Annotated in this window: 19 protein-coding genes; 13 read left to right on the forward strand and 6 right to left on the reverse strand. The window is 73.5% G+C overall.

From position 1 onward, the window contains the following. The first annotated feature begins 25 nt into the window (after window positions 1-25). The 4 genes from fahA to AC5L3Z_RS24795 all read left to right on the forward strand — a co-directional run bounded on the left by fahA (window position 26) and on the right by AC5L3Z_RS24795 (window position 3,539). Window positions 26-1,225 (forward strand): fumarylacetoacetase, encoded by a 1,200-nt coding sequence (fahA, locus tag AC5L3Z_RS24780; RefSeq protein ID WP_494845381.1) that lies wholly within the window; start codon window positions 26-28, stop codon window positions 1,223-1,225. A gap of 154 nt (window positions 1,226-1,379) precedes the next feature. Next, window positions 1,380-1,589 carry a DUF397 domain-containing protein gene (locus AC5L3Z_RS24785; RefSeq protein ID WP_334521133.1) on the forward strand — a complete coding sequence of 70 codons (210 nt, stop codon included), beginning with the start codon at window positions 1,380-1,382 and terminating at the stop codon, window positions 1,587-1,589. Window positions 1,590-1,694: 105 nt separating this feature from the next. After that, entirely contained in the window at window positions 1,695-2,177 is a 483-nt protein-coding gene (locus AC5L3Z_RS24790; RefSeq protein WP_494845382.1) for an SRPBCC family protein, read from the forward strand. A gap of 108 nt (window positions 2,178-2,285) precedes the next feature. Beyond that, window positions 2,286-3,539 carry an outer membrane protein assembly factor BamB family protein gene (locus AC5L3Z_RS24795; RefSeq protein WP_494845384.1) on the forward strand — a complete coding sequence of 418 codons (1,254 nt, stop codon included), beginning with the start codon at window positions 2,286-2,288 and terminating at the stop codon, window positions 3,537-3,539. Between the two features lie 43 nt (window positions 3,540-3,582). Here AC5L3Z_RS24795 and hisC read toward each other — a convergent pair whose 3' ends face one another. The 4 genes from hisC to hppD are packed head-to-tail and all read right to left on the reverse strand — an operon-like array spanning window position 3,583 to window position 7,611. Beyond that, window positions 3,583-4,686, reverse strand: a complete 1,104-nt coding sequence (hisC, locus tag AC5L3Z_RS24800) for a histidinol-phosphate transaminase (RefSeq protein ID WP_494845385.1) — start codon at window positions 4,684-4,686, stop codon at window positions 3,583-3,585. Continuing rightward, window positions 4,683-5,642: an RDD family protein gene (locus AC5L3Z_RS24805; RefSeq protein ID WP_494845386.1), complete on the reverse strand. Its 960-nt coding sequence runs from the start codon at window positions 5,640-5,642 to the stop codon at window positions 4,683-4,685. Before AC5L3Z_RS24805 ends, hisC begins: the two co-directional genes overlap by 4 nt. Beyond that, a complete protein-coding gene (locus AC5L3Z_RS24810; protein ID WP_494845387.1) occupies window positions 5,639-6,394 on the reverse strand; it encodes an RDD family protein in 756 nt (251 codons plus the stop codon). Before AC5L3Z_RS24810 ends, AC5L3Z_RS24805 begins: the two co-directional genes overlap by 4 nt. Before the next feature lie 11 nt (window positions 6,395-6,405). Continuing rightward, the gene (gene hppD, locus AC5L3Z_RS24815; protein WP_494845389.1) at window positions 6,406-7,611 is read right to left on the reverse strand and encodes a 4-hydroxyphenylpyruvate dioxygenase; all 1,206 of its coding nucleotides are present in this window, start codon (window positions 7,609-7,611) and stop codon (window positions 6,406-6,408) included. A gap of 145 nt (window positions 7,612-7,756) precedes the next feature. On the opposite strand from hppD, the gene AC5L3Z_RS24820 reads away from it, so the two are divergent. The 6 genes from AC5L3Z_RS24820 to AC5L3Z_RS24845 all read left to right on the forward strand — a co-directional run bounded on the left by AC5L3Z_RS24820 (window position 7,757) and on the right by AC5L3Z_RS24845 (window position 16,956). Next, window positions 7,757-8,281 (forward strand): Lrp/AsnC family transcriptional regulator, encoded by a 525-nt coding sequence (locus AC5L3Z_RS24820; RefSeq protein WP_494845391.1) that lies wholly within the window; start codon window positions 7,757-7,759, stop codon window positions 8,279-8,281. Between the two features lie 112 nt (window positions 8,282-8,393). Further along, on the forward strand, window positions 8,394-9,809 hold the full coding sequence (locus AC5L3Z_RS24825) for a hypothetical protein (RefSeq protein ID WP_494845421.1): 1,416 nt from the start codon (window positions 8,394-8,396) through the stop codon (window positions 9,807-9,809). A 67-nt stretch (window positions 9,810-9,876) separates the two neighbouring features. After that, complete coding sequence (locus tag AC5L3Z_RS24830; protein ID WP_494845393.1) at window positions 9,877-11,544, forward strand: fumarate hydratase; 1,668 nt, start codon at window positions 9,877-9,879, stop codon at window positions 11,542-11,544. Window positions 11,545-11,806: 262 nt separating this feature from the next. Next, window positions 11,807-14,788, forward strand: a complete 2,982-nt coding sequence (locus AC5L3Z_RS24835) for an AfsR/SARP family transcriptional regulator (RefSeq protein WP_494845395.1) — start codon at window positions 11,807-11,809, stop codon at window positions 14,786-14,788. Between the two features lie 35 nt (window positions 14,789-14,823). Then, window positions 14,824-16,233 (forward strand): class II fumarate hydratase, encoded by a 1,410-nt coding sequence (locus tag AC5L3Z_RS24840; RefSeq protein WP_494845396.1) that lies wholly within the window; start codon window positions 14,824-14,826, stop codon window positions 16,231-16,233. A gap of 150 nt (window positions 16,234-16,383) precedes the next feature. Then, window positions 16,384-16,956, forward strand: coding sequence for a GNAT family N-acetyltransferase (locus AC5L3Z_RS24845; protein ID WP_494845397.1), 573 nt, complete (start codon window positions 16,384-16,386; stop codon window positions 16,954-16,956). Here AC5L3Z_RS24845 and AC5L3Z_RS24850 read toward each other — a convergent pair. Further along, window positions 16,916-17,461, reverse strand: a complete 546-nt coding sequence (locus AC5L3Z_RS24850; RefSeq protein WP_494845399.1) for a CGNR zinc finger domain-containing protein — start codon at window positions 17,459-17,461, stop codon at window positions 16,916-16,918. The two genes, AC5L3Z_RS24845 and AC5L3Z_RS24850, sit on opposite strands and share 41 nt — an antisense overlap. Window positions 17,462-17,544: 83 nt before the next feature. Here AC5L3Z_RS24850 and AC5L3Z_RS24855 point away from each other — a divergent pair, with 83 nt between their 5' ends. From AC5L3Z_RS24855 to AC5L3Z_RS24865, 3 genes are all read left to right on the forward strand, one after another. After that, window positions 17,545-18,504: an EamA family transporter gene (locus AC5L3Z_RS24855; RefSeq protein WP_494845400.1), complete on the forward strand. Its 960-nt coding sequence runs from the start codon at window positions 17,545-17,547 to the stop codon at window positions 18,502-18,504. 13 nt (window positions 18,505-18,517) lie between these two features. Further along, window positions 18,518-19,207, forward strand: a complete 690-nt coding sequence (locus tag AC5L3Z_RS24860; protein ID WP_494845401.1) for an HAD family hydrolase — start codon at window positions 18,518-18,520, stop codon at window positions 19,205-19,207. Window positions 19,208-19,294: 87 nt separating this feature from the next. After that, complete coding sequence (locus AC5L3Z_RS24865; protein WP_494845403.1) at window positions 19,295-20,977, forward strand: S8 family serine peptidase; 1,683 nt, start codon at window positions 19,295-19,297, stop codon at window positions 20,975-20,977. A 164-nt stretch (window positions 20,978-21,141) separates the two neighbouring features. Here the strand turns inward: AC5L3Z_RS24865 and AC5L3Z_RS24870 are convergent, their stop codons facing one another. Then, window positions 21,142-22,179 carry an endonuclease domain-containing protein gene (locus AC5L3Z_RS24870; RefSeq protein WP_494845405.1) on the reverse strand — a complete coding sequence of 346 codons (1,038 nt, stop codon included), beginning with the start codon at window positions 22,177-22,179 and terminating at the stop codon, window positions 21,142-21,144. Between the last annotated feature and the right edge of the window lie 244 nt (window positions 22,180-22,423).

Consider the following 22,423-nt stretch of genomic DNA (forward strand, 5'->3'; position numbering starts at 1 on the left):
GTAGGGCACGGAGCGGAGTGGCGGCATGAGCTGGGTGACGGGCGTCGACGGTTCCCCGTACGGGGTGACCAACCTGCCGTACGGGGTGTTCCGGCAGGGCGGGCGCGAGCCGCGGATCGGCGTACGCGTCGCCGACCTCGTACTCGACCTGGCCGGCGCGGAGGCCGCCGGGCTGGTGCTGGCCGCCGGGGCGCTCGGCCGGCCCACCCTCAACGACTTCATGGCGCTCGGCCGTCCGCAGTGGACGTCCGTGCGGCAGCGGATCGTCGAGCTGCTCACCGACGAGGCCCACCGGGCGGCGGTGGAGCCGCTGCTGGTGCCGCTCGCCGAGGTCGAGCTGCGGCTGCCGTTCGAGGTCGCCGACTACGTCGACTTCTACTCCTCCGAGCACCACGCGTCGAACGTCGGGCAGATCTTCCGCCCCGGTCAGCCGCCGCTGCTGCCCAACTGGAAGCACCTGCCGATCGGGTACCACGGCCGGGCCGGCACGGTGGTCGTCTCCGGCACGCCGGTGGTCCGCCCCAGCGGGCAGCGCGCCACCCCGCAGGGTCCCACCGCCGGGCCCTCCGTCCGCCTCGACATCGAGGCCGAGGTGGGCTTCGTGGTGGGCGTGCCCAGCGCGCTCGGCGACCGGGTCTCCGTGGACGACTTCACCGACCACGTCTTCGGGGTGGTGCTGGTCAACGACTGGTCGGCCCGGGACATCCAGGCCTGGGAGTACCAGCCCCTCGGCCCGTTCCTGGGCAAGTCCTTCGCGACCTCCGTCTCGGCCTGGGTGACGCCGCTGGACGCGCTCGCCGAGGCGTTCGTGCCCGCCCCCGACCAGGACCCGCCGGTGCAGGACTACCTGCGCGACACCCCGCACCTGGGGCTCGACCTGCGCCTGGCGGTGGAGTGGAACGGCGAGCGGGTCGCCGAGCCGCCCTTCGCCACCATGTACTGGACCCCCGCCCAGCAGCTGGCCCACCTGACCGTCAACGGGGCCTCGCTGCGCACCGGAGACCTCTACGCCTCCGGCACCGTCTCCGGCCCGGAGCGCGGCCAGGTCGGCTCGTTCCTGGAGCTGAGCTGGGGCGGCGCCGAGCCGGTCAAGGTCGGCGGCGGGGAGACCCGCACCTTCCTGGAGGACGGCGACACCGTCACCATCCGGGCCACCGCCCCCGGTCCGGACGGCACCACCATCGCCCTCGGCGAGGTGACCGGGCGGATCCTTCCCGCCCGCTGACCCGTACCGTCCCGCGGTCGCACCGGCTGTCCGATCGGCCGGGCCTCCTGCCGCGTTGATCGACCGGATTCGGTCACCACCCCACGCCGTCCCGCCCCGGGGCGGCGTGGGTCGTGACCGACACGGCACGTTCCAGCGGACAGGAGGTACGAGCATGAACGATCTCGTGGGCGCGGTCTGGCGCACCAGCAGCCGCTCCAACGACCAGGGGCTCTGCGTCGAGGTGGCGGACAATCTCGCCGGCACCCGAGGTGTGGTCGGGATACGCGACTCCAAGGACCCGCGGGGGCCGGTGCTCGTGGTCGGCCCGCCGGGCTGGACCGCGTTCGTCGACGCGCTCCGGGGCGGTCACCTCCGTCCCTGAGCCGGCCGTCGCCGGTGCCCCGACCGGGGCACCGGCGACGGAATTTCCATCCAGGGCTCCCGTGCCCCGCTCACCCGCCGTACGGTGGACGACACGGGAGGTGTCATGTCCACGGTCACGGTCACCGAGTTCATCGAGGCGCCGGCCGCGGACGTCTGGGCGCTCCTGGCCGAACTGCCCGTCCGCGTCGACTGGCTCTCCACCGTCGGCGGCGTCGAGCTGCTCACCCCGGGCCGGTTCGGACCCGGCACCGCCTGGCGGGAGACCCGCACCAGGCCGGACGGCGGCGGCCAGGCGGAGGAGTTCGTGGTGCTGGCGGTGACGCCACCGCACCAGCTGGTGCTCAGCTCGCCCGGCATCGGCGTGGACTACCGGATCACCTGGACCCTGCGGACGGTGCAGCGCCGCCGCCGCAGTCGCACCGCCGTCACCGTCGAGCACGAGGCGGTGCCGATCGCGCCGTGCGGTCGGGTGATGGCGCTGCTCTTCGGCGGGCTGGCCGCGCGGGCGGTGGAAGGGGCGATCCGGCGCGACATCGCCGACCTGGCCGCCGCCGTCGGCACCACCGGTACCGCCGTGGCGGCCTGAGCCGCCGGGGGGAGACCGCGCGGCCGGCCGACCCGACGGCGCGCCCTGCCGCGACCTGACCGGGGCGCGCCGCGATTGCCTGGGTAGGGTGCCGGGCGGAGGTGCGGCATGGGTGTCCCGAAGGGCCGGCGACGGATGGTGGTCGCGGTCGCGGCGCTGCTCACCCTCGGGGCGATAGCCGTCATCGGCTACCGGGTGCTCGCCCCCGCCGAGGTCAGCACGCCCGCCCGGGGTGAACTGCCACCGGCGACCACCCCGAAGATCGGCGTGGTGGGACGGCTACCGGCCGCGCCCCTGATCGTCGACGGCCGGCTGCGGGTGTACGCCACCACCCGCCAGGTGTACGCCGACCGCCCGGTCGACAGCCGGCACCGGGTCACCCCGTTCTGGTCGTACCGGCGGTGGCCGGCGCAGGTCAACGGGGTGCTGGCCAGCGGCACGACCGTGGTGACCCACTGGTCGGACGGGAAGGTCGTGGCGCTCGACGGGCGTACCGGTCGGGTGGCCTGGCGGGCGGACGGGCCGGAGCCCGGCGCGGGGTTCACGGCCCGGCGCACCGGCGCGGCCACCGTCTGGGACCCCCCGGGCATCTCCGTCGGGCAGGGCCCGGGCGGCGGGGCGGTGCTGGTGGTCTCCGGACCGGGCGGGCTGCGCGGCTACGGGCTGGCCGACGGGCGGGAGCTGTGGCGGGCCGGCGGCGGCGCGGACTGCCGTACCGGCCTGGGCACCACCGCGGCGGGCCGGTTCGTCTCCGTCGACGCCTGCGCGGGCCCGGCGACCGTCGAGTTCCGGGACGTGGCCACCGGCGCGGTGGTGACCCGCTGGCGGCCGCCGGACGCCGGGGCGGAGCTGGTCGTGACGCCGCTCGGCTGCCTGACCCCCCGGTCGCAGTGCCGGGGGCTGCGCACCGCCGCGCCCGGCGACGCCGTCGGACGGGGTTGGCTGGTCGGCGCCGGTGAGCCGGTGCCCGCCCCCGCGCTCGACGGGGCGGAGGCGGTCCTCGCCGGTGACCTGGCGGTCGGCGTGACCGACGGGGTGCTGAGCGGCCGTGACGCGCGTACCGGCAAGCTGCGGTGGCGGCGGGGCGACCTGGGCGAGGTGCGGGTCGTCGCCGCCGAGCCGGGCCGGGTGTACGCGTTGACCGGGTCCCGCGAACTGATCACACTCGACCCGGTGACCAGCGCGGAGCGGTCCCGCTTCCCGCTCACCGTCGGGCAGGACGGGACCAGCTGGAAACCCGGGTTGGCCCACGCGGTGGACGGCTACGTGGCGGTGGAGCGGGTCCGTGGGAACGCCCGTCCGGGCGCCGGCGACCAGGAGTGGTTCCTGATGACCGAGCCGGTGGTGCTGGCCGCCACCTGAGACCACCGGGCCGCCGCCGATCGGGGCGGCCCGGTGTCCCCGCTCAGGCCAGCGCGGCTTCCGCCGCGGCCAGGAAGGCGTCGTTCTCGGCCGGGGTGCCGATGGTGACCCGCACCCCGTCCCCGGCGAACGGCCGAACGATCACGCCGCGCGCCTCGCAGGCCCGGCCGAACTCGACCGCCCGGTCGCCCAGCGGCAGCCAGACGAAGTTGGCCTGGCTGGACGGCACGTCGGGGAGCAGCTTGCGCAGCGCCTCGGTGACCCGGTCCCGCTCGGCGACGACCAGCGCGCACCGCCGCCGCACCTCGTCGGCCTGGGCCAGCGCGGCCAGCGCGCCCGCCTGGGCGGCCATGCTGGTGGAGAAGGGGGTGACCACCTTGCGGACGGCCGCCGCCACCTCCGGCGCGGCGACCATCCAGCCGATCCGCAGGCCGGCCAGGCCCCAGGCCTTGGAGAGGGTGCGCAGCACCACCACGTTCGGCCGGTCCAGGTAGGTCAGGCCGTCCGGCACCTCCGGGTCGGTGACGAACTCCCGGTACGCCTCGTCGATGACCACCAGCACGTCCTCGCCGACGGAGTCGAGGAAGCGGTCCAGCTCCGCCCGGCGGACGGCGGTGCCGGTCGGGTTGTTCGGGTTGCAGACCAGCACCATCCGGGTCCGGTCGGTCACCGCCGCGGCCATCGCCGTCAGGTCGTGCCCGTGCCCGGCGTCGTTGGGCACCCGCACGCTGGTCGCGCCGCTGGTCGCCGCGATGATCGGGTACGCCTCGAAGGAGCGCCACGAGTAGAGCAGCTCGTCGCCGGGCAGGCAGGTGGCCCGGACCAGGTGCTCGGCCAACGCCACCGACCCGCAGCCGGTGGCGATCCGGTCGGCGTCCACGCCGTACCGCTCGGCCAGCGCCGCGCGCAGCGCCACCACCCCCATGTCCGGGTAGCGGTGCGAGCCGGCGACCGCCTCCGTGACCGCCTCGACCACGCCGGGCAGCGGGCCGTACGGCACCTCGTTGCTGGCCAGCTTGATCGCCTCGTCCAGACCCAGCTCGCGGGCCAGGTCGGCCGGGCTGCGACCCGGTACGTAGTTGGGCAGCGCGTCCAGGTCGGCGCGGGTCAGCCGCAGCGAGGACTGGTGACGTCCGGTGTCGGTCATGGGGTGTCTCCCGGGGGGTCGGCACGGTCGTGCGGGGCGGGACGGGTCGCGGTGCCGCCGGTTCGCGGCAACTGCACCACGACGGTCTGGGCGCGCCTGTCGTGCAGGGCCTGGCGCATCGGGTGGTCGAAGAGGGCGGAGACCGCGTCGACGAACTGGAGCAGCAGGCCGAAGCCGCAGCAGTACCAGAGCAGCGTGGGCAGGCCCAGGGTGCTCCACCGGCGGGTGGCCCGGCCGAAGCCGAGCGGCTGGTCCGCCTCCACCGGCACCGCCCGTACGCCCATCAGCCGCTTGCCGAAGGTCTGCCCGCTGGCGGCCATCGACGGCACCTCGTACGCGTACCAGAGCGCGGTGGCGATGAGCAGGATGGCGACCAGCAGCGACCCGCTCTGCGCCCCGGCCGCCGGCAGCGGTTCGGTGCTCAGGTCCCGGGCGTTCACCCGCCGCCAGTACTCCTGGAACGGCGGGGCGATCTCCAGCGCGAACCGCCAGACGAACCAGCCGTTGACCAGCACGTTGAGCAGGAGGACGACGCCGAAGTCGATCAGTCGGGCGATCAGCCGGGCGCCGTACCCGGCCAGGGGCAGGCCGTGCGGGCGCGGCGCGGGCGGACGGCCCGGCCAGGTCGGATAGGGCCAGCCGGGCGGTGGTCCCTGCGGGTGTCCCGGCCCGTGCGGGTGGAGCTGCCCGGGGCCGTACGGGGGGACCGGGCCGTACGGGGGGACCGGGCCGGTCGGGTGGCCGCCGACCGGTCCGGGCGGCGCCGGCGCACCGGTGGCCGGTGGGGCGGCCGGGGACGCCGGGGGGGCCGGTTCGGGGGCCGGCTCGGGTGGCGGCGGCCCCTCGGGGGGCGTGACGTCGACCGGGACGGGCGCGCCGATCCAGCCCTCGCCGTCCCACCAGCGCCTGGTGGAAGGGTCTGCGGGGTCGACGTACCAACCGGGTTGCACACTCACCCGGACACCTTAACGACGACGGTGCCGGCGAACTTGTCGTGGAGGCACTGCTGCCAGGGCTTGTCCCAGAGCTGCCAGAGCCCGTCGAGGTAGCTGAAGCCGGGAATGAACGATCCGCCGATCTGGTGGGCGACCCACCGCTTCGCCGCCGCCCTCCGGTCCAGCGTGGCGGCCGGGTTGAGCGGGACCACCCGCAGCTTCATCACCCACTTGCCGATCGTCTGCCCGGTCTTGAACATCATCTCGACGTGGAGGACGTACGTCACGCCGATCGCGAACAGGAGGATCCCCGCCTCCAGGGCGAGGAACGGCAGCAGGAAGTCGGCGACCGGGTCCGCCTCGACGTAGCCGCCGTGGGCCGTGGTGGCGGTCAGGTCGGGCAGGACCGCAATGAAGAAGACGAGCACGGCGGGCAGGACCACCACCATGCAGACGCCCATGAGCACCATGCCGTCGATCAGCACGGCCAGCAGCCGGTCGCCGAAGCTGGCCAGCGGTTGCCCGTTCGGTGCGAGCGGCACACCCGGGAGGCCGGGTCGGGGCGGACCCGCCGGGTACACCGGCAGCCCGGCGTAGGGGCCGGCCTGCGGCGGCGCGCCGTACGGGTTGGCCTGCGGCGGCGGGCCGTACGGGCCGGGCTGGGGCGGCACGGCGTACCCCTGGGGGGTGGGGCCGGCGGGGGGCGCGAAGCCGCCGGCGGCGGGCGGGGGCCCACCGGCCGGCGGCGTCGGGTACGTCGGAGGCTGCGTCACGCTCGACAGTGTTACAGGTTGCCGCGCGCTTCCTGCTCCCGCTCGATCGCCTCGAAGAGCGCCTTGAAGTTGCCCTTGCCGAAGCCGAGCGATCCGTGCCGCTCGATCAGCTCGAAGAAGACCGTCGGGCGGTCCTGCACCGGCTTGGTGAAGATCTGGAGCAGGTAGCCGTCCTCGTCCCGGTCGACCAGGATCTTGCGGGCCTTCAGCTCCTCGATCGGCACCCGCACCTTGCCGATCCGGGCGCGCAGCTCCGGGTCGTCGTAGTACGAGTCCGGGGTGTCCAGGAACTCGACACCCGCGGCGCGCATCGCGTCGACGCTGGCCAGGATGTCGTTGGTGGCCACGGCGATGTGCTGGGCGCCCGGGCCCTGGTAGAACTCCAGGTACTCGTCGATCTGCGACTTCTTGCGGGCGATCGCCGGCTCGTTGAGCGGGAACTTCACCTTGCGGGTGCCGCTGGCGACGACCTTGCTCATCAGCGCCGAGTAGTCGGTGGCGATGTCGTCGCCGATGAACTCCGCCATGTTGGTGAAGCCCATGACCCGCTTGTAGAACTCCACCCACTCGTCCATCCGGCCGAGCTCGACGTTGCCGACCACGTGGTCGATGGCCTGGAAGAAGCGCTTCGGCTGGAGGCCGGCGTCGATCATCGGATGCCGGTCCACGATCGGGCCGCGGGCGACGAAGCCGGGCAGGAACGGGCCGGTGTAGCGGGACCGGTCGACCAGGGTGTGCCGGGTGTCGCCGTACGCGGCGATGGCGGCCATCCGGACGGTGCCGTGCTCGTCGCTCACCTCGTGCGGCTCGACCAGCCCGGTGGCGCCCTGGGCGACGGCGTGCGCGTACGCGGCGTCGACGTCCGGCACCTCCAGCGCGATGTCGGAGACGCCGTCGCTGTGCCGGGCGACGTGGTCGGCGCCGGCCGCGTCGGGGCGGACCGCGCCGGTCAGCACGAACCGGGCCGAGCCGCTGGTCAGCACGTACTCGGCGTGGTCCCGGTAGCCCTGCTCCGGCCCCCGGTACGCCACGCAGGTCATGCCGAACGCGGTGGAGTAGTAGTGCGCGGCCTGCTTGGCGTTGCCGACCAGGAAGTGCACGTGGTCGAGGCCCCGGACCGGGAAGGGGTCGCGGCTGATGTCGTGGTCGACGGCGCCGACGAGCAGGTCGACGTCGACCTCCTCGGTCGACTGGGGTCGGTCGATCGCCTGGGTCATGGTGTCCTCCCTGCGTACCGGCCGGCCTGGTGGGCCGCCGCGGTGGTTCGGTTGCTCTTGTGGGGAGGATCGCGGTTACCGGGTTCACTGGGCAACCGTTGCCGGTTCGTCTGGTCAGCTTGCGCATAACGTAGGGTCGTAGGACATGAATGCTGGACAGGATGTACAGCTCGACGAGCTGGATGCCCGGCTCATCCAGTTGCTCGCCGACGAACCGCGGATCGGGGTGCTCGAGTGCTCCCGCCGGCTCGGGGTGGCCCGGGGCACCGTCCAGGCCCGGCTGGACAAGCTGGTCGACCGGGGGGTGGTCGGCGGGTTCGGGCCGGACATCTCACCGGCCGCCATCGGGTTCGGGGTGACCAGCTTCGTCACCCTGGAGATCAGCCAGCGGCAGGGCCACGACGCGGTCACCGCCCACCTGGCCGCCATCCCCGAGGTGCTGGAGGCGCACACCATCACCGGCGCCAGCGACCTGCTCTGCCGCATCGTGGCCCAGTCCAACACCGACCTGCAACGCGTGATCGACCAGATCGTCTCCTACGAGGGCATCCGCCGGGCGTCGACGATCATCGCGCTGGCCGAGCAGATCCCGTACCGCGTGCTGCCCCTGGTCCGCTCCGCGGCCCGGCGCGCCGAAGGGCATCCCGGCGCGGGTGCGGCCCCTTCCTGACCCGGCGGCGACGCGGAGAAAGGGCGGCGACACTCCGGGCCGGGAGCGGGAGAGGTCGGTGATCGTCGCTACGGTGTGCGGTGTGAAGGGCCTTGGGGGCGTGCGGGGGGCGTTGCTGCTCGGGCTCGTCACCGTGGTCGTGCTCGCCGCCACCGGGGTGTGGAACCCGTTCCCGGGACTGTGGGACTGGGTGAACCGCAGCCAGCCGATCTCCGAGCCGGACGTGGTCTGGCAGCAGCGCGTCGGCGGCACCCCGAAGAGCGTCACCATCGCCGGGGACACCGTCGTCGTGGAGCAGCGCACCCGGGTCGAGGCGCGCAGCCTGGCCGCCGGCACGCAGCTGTGGGAGCGCAAGGCGGACTGGGCCGCGGTGGCCGGCGGCGACCGCGACGCCGTCGTCGCCGTGGGCAAGCTCCTGGTCAAGGGGTACGAGCTGCTCGACCCCACCACGGGCGTGGTCCGCCGGCGCGACGACGACGCGGTGGCCGTGTGGACCTACCGGAACCTGCTGCTCGACGCGCGCTGCACCGAGGCCACCGACTGCACCCTCAGCGCCTGGGATCCGCGCGGCACGGCGCCACTGTGGACGGCGTTCCTGCCGGGCGTCAGCACCGGCCTCTTCGCCGACAATCCCCAACTGCTCGGCACCCGCCGGCTCACCGCCCGGCGGGTGGACGACGGTGCGGCCGGCCCGGAGCGGGTGCCGCCGCTGCTGGGCTTCCCCGTCGACGGGCGGGTGCACGTGGTCGACACCGCCACCGGCCGGGTCGTGCAGAACGTCGAGCCCGGGCGGGACGAGCGGCTCGCCGTGGTCGGCGGGCGGATGCTGCGGATCACCGCCGTCTCCGCCGACGGCAGCTGCCGGTACGCCATCTCCGGCCGCGACCCGGCCACCGGCCAGGAGGTGTGGCGCCGGGCCGGGGTGAACGTACGGACCGCCGACAGCGCCGGCTGCGCCCAGCGGGAGGACCCGCAGGGCGCCCGGAACGTGCTCGTCGGAGTGGCGCCGGACGGCCGGGAGGCGGTCCTCGACGGGTACGACGGCCGGCTGCTCCTGGTCGACGCCGAGGGGGAGAAGCTGCTCGCCGTCGACGACCGGTACGCCCTGGTGCGCAGCGCCGACAAGCGCACGATCACCGGCCGGGAGCTGGGCGCCGACCGGGTGCGCTGGACCCGTCCCGCCGGCGGCAAGCCGGGCGCGGCCCTCACCCCGTACGCGGCGGTGGTCGCCGAGGAGAAGCCGGACCGGCTCACCGCCCTCGACCCGCGTACGGGTCGGGAGCTGGTGGTGCTGCGCACCAGCGCGAACGTGCTCGCGGTCGGGCCGAACGGCATGATCATCGGCGAGGGGCGGGAGATCGGGTACGTGCGCTTCGGCGCCGGCGCCGCGGTTCCACCGGCGCCCCCGCCCGACGGCGGCGTCCCCGCCCCGGGCGACCCGGGTGACACCGGCGGCGTCCCGACCGACGGGAACGACTGCGGACCGAAGCGGGAGCTGTGCGGGACCGAGGCCCCCAAGGACGGATGAGAGCGGCGTCCCACGACCGACCCGGCGGGTGTCACCGATCGACCGGTCTGCCCTAGGCTTTTCCGTCATGAGCAGTGCCGCCGCGTTCTCGTACGCCCCCTTGCTGCCGACCGGTCCGGACACCACGGAGTATCGCCTGGTCACCGACGAGGGCGTGGACGTCGTCAACGGCCCGGGTGGCCGCCGCTTCCTCACCGTCGACCCTGCCGCGCTGACCGCGCTGACCGCCGAGGCGATGCACGACATCGCCCACTTCCTGCGCCCCGCGCACCTGGCCCAGCTGCGGTCGATCATCGACGACCCGGCGGCCTCGCCGAACGACCGGTTCGTCGCGCTGGACCTGCTGCGCAACGCCAACATCGCCGCCGGCGGGGTGCTGCCGATGTGCCAGGACACCGGCACCGCGATCGTGATGGGCAAGCGCGGCCGGCACGTGCTCACCGACGGGGCCGACGCGGAGGCCATCTCCCGTGGCGTCTACCAGGCCTACACCCGGCTCAACCTGCGCTACTCGCAGCTCGCCCCGCTGACCATGTGGGACGAGCGGAACACCGGCAGCAACCTGCCCGCCCAGGTGGAGCTCTACGCCGAGGACCCGGACGGCCACCCGGACGCGTACAAGTTCCTCTTCATGGCCAAGGGTGGCGGCTCGGCCAACAAGTCGTACCTCTACCAGGAGACCAAGGCGCTGCTGAACCCGACGCGGATGATGCAGTTCCTGGAGGAGAAGCTACGGCTCATCGGCACCTCGGCCTGCCCGCCGTACCACCTGGCCATCGTCATCGGCGGCACCTCCGCCGAGTACGCCCTGAAGACCGCCAAGTACGCCTCCGCCAAGTACCTCGACGCGCTGCCCACCTCCGGTTCGATGACCGCGCACGGCTTCCGGGACCTGGAGCTGGAGGCGGAGGTGCTGGAGCTGACCCGCAACTTCGGCATCGGCGCGCAGTTCGGCGGCCGGTACTTCTGCCACGACGTCCGGGTGGTCCGGCTGCCCCGGCACGGCGCCTCCTGCCCGGTGGCGATCGCCGTCTCCTGCTCCGCCGACCGGCAGGCGGTCGCCAAGATCACCCCGTCGGGCGTCTGGCTGGAGCGGCTGGAGACCGACCCGGCCCGCTACCTGCCCGACGTCACCGACGAGACGCTGGACGCCGAGATGGTCGTCAAGGTCGACCTCAACCGGCCGATGGACGAGATCCGCGCCGAGCTGTCGAAGTACCCGGTGAAGACCCGGCTGTCCCTGACCGGCCCCCTGGTGGTGGCCCGGGACATCGCGCACGCCAAGATCGCCGAGCGACTGGACGCGGGCGAGCCCATGCCGCAGTACCTGCGCGACCACGCCGTCTACTACGCCGGCCCGGCGAAGACCCCCGAGGGCTACGCCTCCGGCTCGTTCGGCCCGACCACCGCCGGGCGGATGGACGCCTACGTGGAGAAGTTCCAGGCCGCCGGCGGCTCCCAGGTGATGCTCGCCAAGGGCAACCGTTCGTCCCAGGTCACCCGCTCCTGCGCGCAGCACGGCGGCTTCTACCTCGGCTCGATCGGTGGCCCCGCAGCCCGGCTCGCCCAGGACTGCATCAAGCACGTCGAAGTCCTCGAATACCCCGAGCTGGGCATGGAGGCGGTCTGGAAGATCCAGGTGGAGGACTTCCCGGCCTTCATCGTCGTCGACGACAAGGGCAACGACTTCTTCGCCGAGGTCACCAAGCCGGTGCTGACCATCGGTCGCCGCTGACCTCGCGTACCCGAAAGGGGGCGCCGGGCTTCCGCCCGGCGCCCCTCTGTCATCTGGTGCTCGCCGACATCGGTGCGCCCGCCGCCCGGTGGGGCGTGGCCGGCGGGCGCACCGCCCCCGTCGGATGTCGTCACCGACAACCACGATGAGTGTCGGCTCCGCTGCTGTCGTTCCGCTATCGGATCGCTATCGTCCGCGTGAGGCGATCTGTGACCGTCGGGCTACGCTGCTGGAAGGTGCACAGAAGCGTGCGGGGGCGCAGATGCGGTTCGGGATCCTGGGACCTCTGCGGGTGGGCGGCGGCGAGGCCACCATCACCGCAGGTCGGGACCGGACGGTGCTCGCCATGTTGCTGCTGCGGGCCGGACGGGTGGTGCCGGTCGAGGAGTTGATCGACGCCGTCTGGGAGGACCGGCCCCCGGCCACCGCCCGGACGCAGCTCCAGATCTGTGTGTCGCGCCTCCGACAACGACTGGCGGCGGTCGGGCTGCCGCCGGAGATCATCGTCACCGACCCGGTCGGTTACGGAATCCGGGTCGAGCCGACCGATCTGGACGCCGAGGTGTTCGGCCGCGCGGTCGAGGCCGGTCGCGTCGCCGTCGCCGACGGTCAGGCGGCGGAGGCCAGCCGGCACTACCGCTCCGCGCTGGCCCTCTGGCGTGGCCCGGCGCTGAGCGGGATCGCCAGCCGGAGCGTACGGCGGCGCGCCCAGGCCCTCGACGAGCAGCGGCTCGCCGTGCTGGAGGAGTGCGTCGACGTCGAGCTGCGGCTACGACGGGCGGCCGACCTCATCGACGAGCTGACCGAGACCGTCGAACGGCATCCCCTGCGGGATCGGCTGCGGGGCCAGCTCATGCTGGCCCTGTCCGCGGTCGGGCGACAGGCGGGCGCCCTCGCGGTCTACCGCGAGGGCCGCCGGATCTACGCCGAGGAGTTGGGCATCGAGCCCGGCGCGGCGTTGCAGGAGCTGCACCAGCGGGTGCTCGCCGGCGACCTGGCGCTGGTCGGTCCGGAGGATCCGGCGCCCGCCCCGGTCCGCGCGCTGCCCCGGGCCATCAACGACTTCATCGGGCGGCAGCAGACCGTCTCCCGGCTGGTGAAGGAGATCGAGGAGGACGGAGCGCGGATCCAGCTCATCGACGGCATGGCCGGCAGTGGCAAGAGCACCCTGGCGGTGCACCTGGCGAACGCCCTCGGTGACCGTTACCCCGACGCGCACCTCTTCATCGATCTGCACGGGCACAGCGAGCGCACTCCGCTGAGTCCGGCCGCGGCGGTGGCCACCCTGCTCCGCCAACTCGGCGTGCCGGCGGAACGGGTGCCGCTCGACCCGGACGACCGGCTGACGATGTGGCGGACCGAGCTGGCCCAGCGCCGCGCCCTGCTGGTGCTCGACAACGCGGCCGACGCCGCGCAGGTGACCCCGCTGCTGCCGAACGGCCCGAACTGCCTGGTGCTGATCACCAGCCGCCGCCGGCTGGTCGGCCTGGACGAGGGGCGCCCGTCGTCACTGCCGGTGCTCGACCCACAGGAGGCGGTCGAAATGCTCGGACGGGTCGCGGGGCCGGAGCGCGTCGTCGCCGAGCCGGACGCGGCCGTCGAGGTGGCCCGGCGCTGCGGCCACCTGCCGCTCGCCATCCGGCTGGCCGGGGCCCGGCTCGCGCACCGGCCGCGCTGGCGGATCGCCGATCTGGCCGATCGCCTGGCCCAGGGGCGTAATCCGCTGGCCGAGTTCGCGGCGGGGGACCGGTCCGTCGGGCAGGCCTTCGCCCTGTCGTACGCCCAGATCACGCCGCCGGCACAGCGGCTGTTCCGGTTCCTCGGCCTGCATCCCGGCGTACGGATCGACAACCGGGTGGCCGCCGCCCTCGCCGACCTGCCCCTGCCGGAGACACAGGACCTGCTGGACGAACTGGTCGACGCCCACCTGGTCGAGGAGGCGGAACCGGGCCGGTACCGGCTGCACGACCTCATCCGGGAGTACTCGCGGCTCCTGCTCGGCGAGCCGGAGCGGGTCGAGGAACGGCGGGACGCCCTGCGCCGGTTGCTCGACCACCACCTGTACGTGGCCGCCGAGCTGACCCGGCAGGTGGAGCGGGCGAGCAGCCGGCTGGCGCTGCGCCTGCCCGAGCCCGCCCGGCCCGATCTGCTCGCCGCCTCGGTCGCCGACGGACGGGCCTGGTTCGACGAGAACCGGTCGGCGTTGCCCGCGTTGAGCCGGCTCGCGGAGGCCGAAGGGTTCCCCCGGCACTGCTGGCAGCTCGCCCGGGCCAGTTGGCGGGCCCAGTTCGACGGCGGTCACCTGGACGACCTGATCGAGATGCACGAGGCGGGCCGCCGGGCCGCCGCGACGATGGGCGACGACGAGGCCGTCGCGACCATGCTCAACTACCTGGCCTCGGCGTACTACCGGCTGGCCCGCTTCTCCGAGGCCATCGGGCTGATGGAGGCGGCACTGGACCTGTGGCGGCGGCTCGGGTTGCACCACGAGGTGCGGAACACCCTGGGCAATCTCGCGACCTCCCACGCCGCCAACGGGGACCTGCCGCAGGGGCTCGCGTGTTATCAGGCCGCCAAGGCCATGTACCAGCGGCCCGGAGAGCTGGGTCATCTGGCCCAGCTGCTCAACAACCTGTCCTTCGCCCACTTCGTGGCCGGGCGGTACGAGGAGGCGTTGCGGGTCGCCCGCCGGCACCTGTCACTGGCACGGCAGGTCGGCGATGCGCGCCAGGTGGGGCACGCGATCGCCCACCTCGGGATGATCCGCCACCGGCTGGGGCACGGGGAGCCGGCCCACCGGCTGCTGCGGCTGGGTCTGCGCCTCAAGCGGAAGTCCGGCAACCGGTTCGGTGAGGGCGAGATGCTCAACGAGATCGGGCTGGTCGAGCGCCGGGCGGGCCGGCTGGACGCGGCGGCCGCCCTGCACCGGGAGGCGCTGGTCCTCATGATGGAGGTCGGCGACCGGATCGGGCAGTGCGCCTCGCGCAACCTGCTGGCCCGGGCACTGCTCGACCAGGGCGACGTCGCCAGCGCGCTGGACCTGCACCGCCGGGTGCTCGCCGACGCCACCCGGCTCGGCGCCCGCCGCGAGCAGGCCCGGGCGCTCGACGGCATCGCCCGGTGCCTGCGCGGCACCGACCTGACCGCGGCCCGCTCCCACTGGATGCGGGCCCTGGCGCTGTTCCGCCAGGTCGAGTCGCCGGACCAGCACGAGGTCGCCCGGCTGCTGGCGGAGCTGGACTGAGCGATCATCTGCGAGTCGGCGGCGGGCGCGGCAGGATGGTACGCGTGACGACTCCAGAGGCGACCGGTTACCGGATCGAACGCGACTCGATGGGTGAGGTGGAGGTGCCCGCCGAGGCGCTGTGGCGGGCGCAGACCCAGCGCGCGGTGCAGAACTTCCCGATCTCCGGGCGGGGCATCGAACCGGCCCAGATCAAGGCCCTGGCCCAGATCAAGGGCGCCGCCGCCCAGGTCAACGGCGAGCTGGGCGTGATCGGGGCGGACGTGGCCGCGGCGATCGCCGCGGCCGCCGCGCACGTCGCCGACGGGGGCTACGACGACCAGTTCCCGGTCGACGTCTTCCAGACCGGCTCGGGTACCTCGTCCAACATGAACACCAACGAGGTCATCGCCACCCTGGCCGGCCGCGAGCTGGGCCGGCCGGTGCACCCGAACGACGACGTCAACGCCTCGCAGTCCAGCAACGACGTCTTCCCGTCCTCGATCCATCTGGCCGCCACCCAGGCGGTGGTCGAGGACCTGCTGCCCGCCCTGAAGCACCTCGCCGGGGCGTTGGAGGGCAAGGCGGAGGAGTTCGAGACGGTGGTGAAGGCGGGGCGTACCCACCTGATGGACGCCACCCCGGTCACCCTCGGGCAGGAGTTCGGCGGCTACGCCGCGCAGGTCCGCTACGGGGTGGAGCGGCTGGAGTCGGCGCTGCCCCGGCTGGCCGAGCTGCCGCTGGGCGGCACCGCCGTGGGCACCGGCATCAACACCCCGCTGGGCTTCGCCGCCCGGGTGATCGGGAAGCTGCGCGAGTCGACCGGCCTGCCGCTGACCGAGGCGCGCAACCACTTCGAGGCGCAGGGCGCCCGGGACGCCCTGGTGGAGACGTCGGGGCAGCTGCGGACCGTCGCGGTGGGGCTGTACAAGATGGCCAACGACATCCGCTGGATGGGTTCCGGCCCCCGCGCGGGCCTGCGTGAGCTGCGCATCCCCGATCTCCAGCCCGGCTCGTCGATCATGCCGGGCAAGGTGAACCCGGTGGTCGCCGAGGCGATGCGGCAGGTCTGCGCGCAGGTGGTCGGCAACGACGCCACGGTCGCCTTCGCCGGGTCGCAGGGCGACTTCGAGCTGAACGTGATGCTCCCGGTGATGGGGCGCAACCTGCTGGAGTCGATCCGGTTGCTGGCCGCGTCGAGCCGGCTCTTCGCCGACCGTCTGGTGGTCGGCCTGGTCGCGGACGCCGAGGTCTGCCTGGCGTACGCGGCGGGCTCGCCGTCGATCGTCACCCCGCTAAACCGTCACCTGGGGTACGACGAGGCGGCCTCGATCGCCAAGGAGGCGCTGGCCAAGCAGATCTCGATCCGCGAGGTGGTGATCGCCCGGGGCCACGTCGACTCCGGCAAGCTGTCCGAGACCCAGCTCGACGAAGCCCTAGACCTCCTCCGCATGACCCACCCCTGATCCCCTGGACCGCTCCACTCCGTTGCGCCGATCTGGCGGTGTCCGGGGCAGGGTGATACCGCCACGTCGCCGACGTGGAGTGGATCATCCGTGCGGCGGGCGCCGGGATATCGGTCGACCGGCGCGGGTGGGGGGCGGGATCATCGGGGCATGACCGCTGGGGTGCTGCTGGAGACCGCGCGGCTGCGGCTGCGCCGGTTCCAGCCGGACGACGTGGAACACCTGGTCGAGCTGGACAGCGACCCGGAGGTCATGCGCTTCCTGACCGGCGGCCGGCCGACCCCGCGCGCCACCGTGCGCGACGAGCAGCTGCCCCGGCTGCTGCGCCGGTACGACGCACACCCAGGGCTGGGGCGGTGGGCGGCGGAGGACCGGGACAGCGCCGGCTTCCTGGGCTGGTTCGCGCTCGACCCGTCCGACGACGGGACGCAGGCCGAGCTGGGCTACCGGCTGCGCCGGAGCGCGTGGGGACGGGGACTGGCCACCGAAGGTTCGCTGGCCCTGGTGCGGCACGCCTTCGACACGGTGGGCGTGCGGCGGGTCTGGGCCCAGACCATGACGGTCAACAGCCGGTCCCGGGCGGTGATGGCGAGGGCCGGCCTGCGGTACGTGCGCACCTTCCACCTGCACTTCGACGACCCGGCTCCGGGGACCGAGCACGGTGAGGTGGAGTACGAGCTGCTCAGGAGCGACTGGCGGCCTTCCTCGCCCGGTACGCGTTGACCGCGGCCCGGTTGCCGCAGCCCGCCTCGCAGAACCGGCGGGACCGGTTCTTCGACAGGTCGACCAGCACGTTCTCGCAGCCCGGGTGGGCGCAGATCCGCAGCCGGCCCAACTCGTCGGCGCGGACCAGGTCGGCCATCGCCATCGCCGCCTCGACCGCCATCCGGGTGGCCAGCGGCGCGTCCCGCGGCACCGCGTGCAGGTGGTACGGCTGGTCGTCGTGCCGGATCAGCTGGGGCAGCGCGTGGGACTCGCGCAGCAGTGCGTTGACGATGGTGACGACCTCGTCGACGTCGGCGTGCCAGATCCGGCGCAGCCGGGGGCGCAGTTGGCGTACCGCGTGCAGCTCCGCCTCGGTGTGCTCGTGCCGGCCGGTCCAGCCGTTGGAGACGACGAACCGGTCCAGCGCGGCCACGTCCGGCAGCCCCTCGTCGTCCGGGTCGTCGGTGTTGACGAGGGCGGCCGCCGCGATCAGCCCACACTCGGTGTCATGAGCAAAAAGCAACTTGACTCCTGTCAGCATCGGCCGTTAGCGTCACCAGCATAAGCATATTTCGCTCATGACACTGTGCCGGCGAGGAGAGCCCGATGCACGAACGATCCGCCGGCGCGGGCCTGGGGCTGGCCCTGGTCTCGGCCGTCACCTTCGCCACCTCGGGCACCTTCGCCCGATCCCTGATCGGGGCCGGCTGGTCGGCGGAGGCCGTCGTCGTCGCGCGGGTCGGGATCGCCGCCCTGGTGCTCGCGGTACCGGCCCTGCTCTCTCTGCGCGGCAAGGGTGCCGTGCTGCGCCGCAACCTCGGCCCGATGACCGTCTTCGGCCTGCTCGGCGTGGCCACCGCCCAGGCGTGCTTCTTCAACGCCGTGCGCTACCTGCCGGTCGGGGTGGCCCTGCTGCTGGAGTACCTCGGCATCATCCTGGTGGTGGCCTGGATGTGGCTGATGCACGGCCAGCGCCCCCGACGGCTCACCGTGGTCGGCTCGGTGGCCGCGCTGGCCGGCCTGGCCTTCGTGCTCGACCTGACCGGCGCCGGCCGGCTCGACCCGGTGGGCGTGCTCTGGGGGCTCGGCGCCGCGGTGGGACTCGCCGGCTACTTCGTGCTCGCCGCCCGGGTCGACGCCGAACTGCCGTCGGTCGCCATGGCCAGCGGTGGCATGGCGATCGGCGCGGCGGTCTTCCTGCTGCTCGGGCTGGTCGGGGTGCTGCCGCTGCGGGCCACCTTCGGCGAGGTCGACTTCGCCGGGCAGCGCACCAGCTGGCTGCTCCCGATCGTCGGGCTGTCGCTGGTGGCCGCGGTGGTCGCGTACCAGGCCGGCATCGCGGCCACGCGGATCCTCGGCGCCCGGCTGTCGTCCTTCCTCGGGCTGACCGAGGTGATGTTCGCGGTGCTCATCGCCTGGCTGGTGCTGGGCGAACTGCCCACCGTGGTGCAACTGGCCGGCGGCACCCTGATCGTCGCCGGGGTGGCGCTGGTCCGCCTCGACGAGCTGCGCGGCGTCCGCGCCGAACGGTCGGAGACCCCGACCGGAGAGCCCGCCCTGACGTGAGATCGTCGGCGCCGTGCTGACCGTGCTGGTGTTCGACGCCGACGAGACCCTGCTCGACCTGCGCCCGGCGGTCACCGGCGGGCTGGTGGCCGTACTCGAGGAGATGCGGAGGCTGACCCCGGCGGCGGCCGGGGTGTCGCTGGCGGACCTGGAGTCGGACTGGGGTGCGGTCTTCGGCGCGATGAGCGCGGCCCCGGTGCAGGAAATCCGGCGGTCCGCGCTGGCCCGCTCCCTGGCCCGGGCCGACCTGGCCCAGCACCTCGACGAGCTGGCGGCGCTCTTCTTCGCCCGGCGGTTCGCGCTGACCCGCCCTTACGCCGACGTGCTCCCCGCCCTGGCCACGCTGCGGCGCGACTTCCGGCTCGGCTACGCCACCAACGGCAACAGCCGCGCCGAACGCTGCGGGCTGGCCGGCGAGTTCGCCTTCGAGCGGTACGCCCACGACGACGGCCTGCCGAAGAAACCCGACCCCGGGTTCTACGCGGCGGTCGTCGAGGCCGCGGGCGTGCCGGCGGAGCAGATCGCGTACGTCGGAGACTCGCTCGCCCACGACGTCGCCGGCCCGCAGCGCGCCGGCCTGCGGGGGATCTGGCTCAACCGGCTCGGCCTCCCGTGCCCGCCCGGGATGCGCCCCGACGCCGAGGTCGCCGGCTTGGCGGCGCTTCCCGCCGCGCTGGCCGGGCTCCAGCTCAAAGCCGGATAAACGTCCAATCCGGACGCTCACCTGGCGGAACTCGCATCGGTGTTGTCTGATGGCTGCGCACGTCCCTCAACGAGAGGAATTGATGTGGTGAGCACTCGCTTCACCGCCGGGGCCGTCGCGACCGCGGCGACCCTGGCGCTCACGGTGACCGGACTCGTGGCTCCGGCCAACGCCGAGCCGACCAGCACCCGGACCTTCACCGTGGTCGCCGAGGACGGCGTCTCGGCGGACGCGGCCATCGCCGCGATCCGGTCCGCGGGCGGCACCGTGGTGTCCCGCACCGACGACGTCGGCCTGTTCCAGGTCACCAGCGACCGGGCCGACTTCGCCAGCCGGGCGACCGCCGCCGGCGAGCTGGTCGGCGCCGCCGAGCAGAAGGCCATCGGCCGCAAGCCGAAGCTGGACCGGGTCGAGCAGGAACACCTGCTGACCGAGGCCAAGGGCGTCGCCGCCCGGGGGCAGGGCAGGAAGCTCGACCCGCTGGACGACAAGCTCTGGGGCCTGGAGATGATCCGCGCCGACCGGGCCCGGAAGATCGAACCGGGTGACCGGCGGGTGACCGTCGCCATCCTCGACACGGGCGTCGACGCCAACCAGCCGGACCTCGCGCCGAACTTCGACTGGTCGCTGTCGCGCAACTTCGCGCCGGACAAGACCGACGTCGACGGCCCCTGCGAGGTGGCGAGCTGCCTCGACCCGGTCGGCACCGACGACGGCGGGCACGGCACCCACGTCGCCGGCACCATCGGCGCCGCCGCGAACGGCTTCGGCCTCTCCGGTGTCGCCCCGAACGTCTCGCTGGTCGAACTCAAGGGTGGCCAGGACTCCGGCTACTTCTTCCTCGACCCGGTCGTCAACTCCCTGGTGTACGCCGGCAAGGCCGGCATCGACGTGGTCAACATGTCCTTCTACGTCGACCCGTGGCTCTACAACTGCACCGCCAACCCGGCCGACTCGCCGGAGGCGCAGGCCGAGCAGCGGGCCATCATCAAGGCCATGACGCGGGCCCTGAACTTCGCCCACCGCAAGGGCGTGACCCTGGTCGGCTCGCTCGGCAACAACCACGAGGACCTCGGTGCGCCCCGGACCGACGTCTCCAGCCCGGACTACGGCTCCGCCCCGTACCCGCGGCCGATCGACAACGACAGCTGCTGGGACCTGCCGGCCGAAGGGCCGCACGTCATCGGCGTCTCCGCCGTCGGCCCGTCCGGCAAGAAGGCCGACTACTCCAACTACGGCACCGAGCAGATCTCGGTCGCCGCACCGGGTGGCTGGTTCCGGGACGGCTTCGGCACCGACACCTACCGCACCGACGCCAACATGATCCTCTCCACGTACCCGAAGAAGGTGCTCCAGGAGGAGGGCTCGGTCGACGAGGACGGCAACATCGTGGCCGGCTTCGAGAACTCGGTCTTCAAGCAGTGCACCGCCGCCGGTGAGTGCGGGTACTACACCTACCTGCAGGGCACCTCGATGGCGTCGCCGCACGTCAGCGGCGTGGCCGGTCTGATCGTCAGCAAGTTCGGCAAGAAGCAGGGCCGCAACGGCTTCGGCCTGGCGCCGGACCTGGTGGAGCAGCACCTCTACCGGACCGCCGCCGAGCACGCCTGCCCGGAGCCGCGCCTGCAGTCCTACACCAACGAGGGCCGGTCGGCCGAGTTCGACGCGTACTGTGCCGGCTCGCTGAACTTCAACGGCTTCTACGGGTACGGCATCGTCGACGCGTACGCCGCGGTGAAGAGCCCGCTCAAGCCGCACATCCAGCCGTAACGCACCTTCCGTCGAGGGCCCGGGCGACAGCCGTCGCCCGGGCCCTTCGCCGTCCCCGGCGGGCCGTCCCGCCTCCGTCCCGGACGCCGTTTGCGGACGCCGTTTGCGGCGTGTTGCGGTGTCCAGGCGACTGAAGGGCGCGACACGCCGCAAACGGTGCGCGGTCACCGGCGCCAGCCCCGGGCGGCGAGAGCGGTGCGGATCTCGCGGAGGAGTGCCGGGAAGTCGTTACGGAGACGGCGGCCGGTCACGTGCAGCACGATCCAGCCGGCGGCCACCAACTGGTTGAGTCGGCGGCGATCGCGGTGCAGTTGGTCGGAGTCGGCGTGCCACTGGCCGTCGTACTCCACCGCCACCCGGAACTCCGGCCAGGCCAGGTCGGGGTGCAGCACCAGGCCGGACGGCAGCCGGACCGGGTGCTGGGTGACCGGCCGGGGCAGGCCGGTGAGGACCAGGCGTACCCGCAGGTGGGACTCCGGCGGGGACTGCGCTCCCGGGTCGGCCAGCTCGAACACCCGGCGGGCCCGTCGACCACCGGGCCGGTCGGCGAAGCGCTCCGCCACCGCAGCGAGGGCGCCGAGGTCGGTCAGACCGCTGGCCAGTAGGGAATCGACGATGCCGACCGCGCGGAGCGGGTCGAGCCACGCGGCGGTCTCCCAGGCGGCGACAGCCGGCTGCGACCAGGGCGACAGGCCGGCCGCGCGATAGACCGGTGCGCCGCCCGGCGGGAGGCCATCGGGCGGCGTGGACAGGCCGCCGACCACCGGACCCGGCGTGGTTGAGCCGCCGGCCACCGGACCGGGCGTGGGTCGTCGCCCGAGTCGGCCTGACGCGACGGCGTCGCCCGACCGGCGTGGCGCCAGCGTCGTGTGCACCCGAACTCCCCGCTGGGTGCGGACGCTCGTCGCCCAGGGGGCCAGGACATGGACGTCGTCAGCGAATCCCGCTGCGTGCTCGACTCCGTGCAGGTACGCCGCCGAGGGCCCGGCGAGCACCGTTCCGGCAGGCATCCGCAGGGACACCGCCTGGCAGGCCAACCGATGATCCCGATCGAGGCGTGAGTCGGCGTAGACGTCGTGACGCAGCCGCACCCAGGCGGTGCTGCGTAGTTGATGACGGCTCAGCAGACCGTGGCGGATCGCGTCCGAGCCGCGGAACACCTGCCAGGCCAGCACGCTGGGCCGATGTGCGAGAGGAGGCATGCCGGCCAGCGTGGCGAGTGCGGGGTGCCCGTCGACACCCCTGTGGACAGCCGGCGCACCACCCACCCGCCCTCCCTGTGGAAAAGCCCGACCCGCCACGCCGGCTGTGCTAAGCGGGGGCCGCGCCTTGATCCACTCGCTTTGCGGCGTGTGGCGGTGTCGGCGCGCTTGGGCTCAAGTGGTTGTTGCAACGGGGTGGATTCTCGTGAGGATGGGGATTCATGCCGGGGAAGCGGTTGTCGTC

The sequence above is a fragment of the Micromonospora sp. LZ37 genome, from assembly GCF_059359015.1.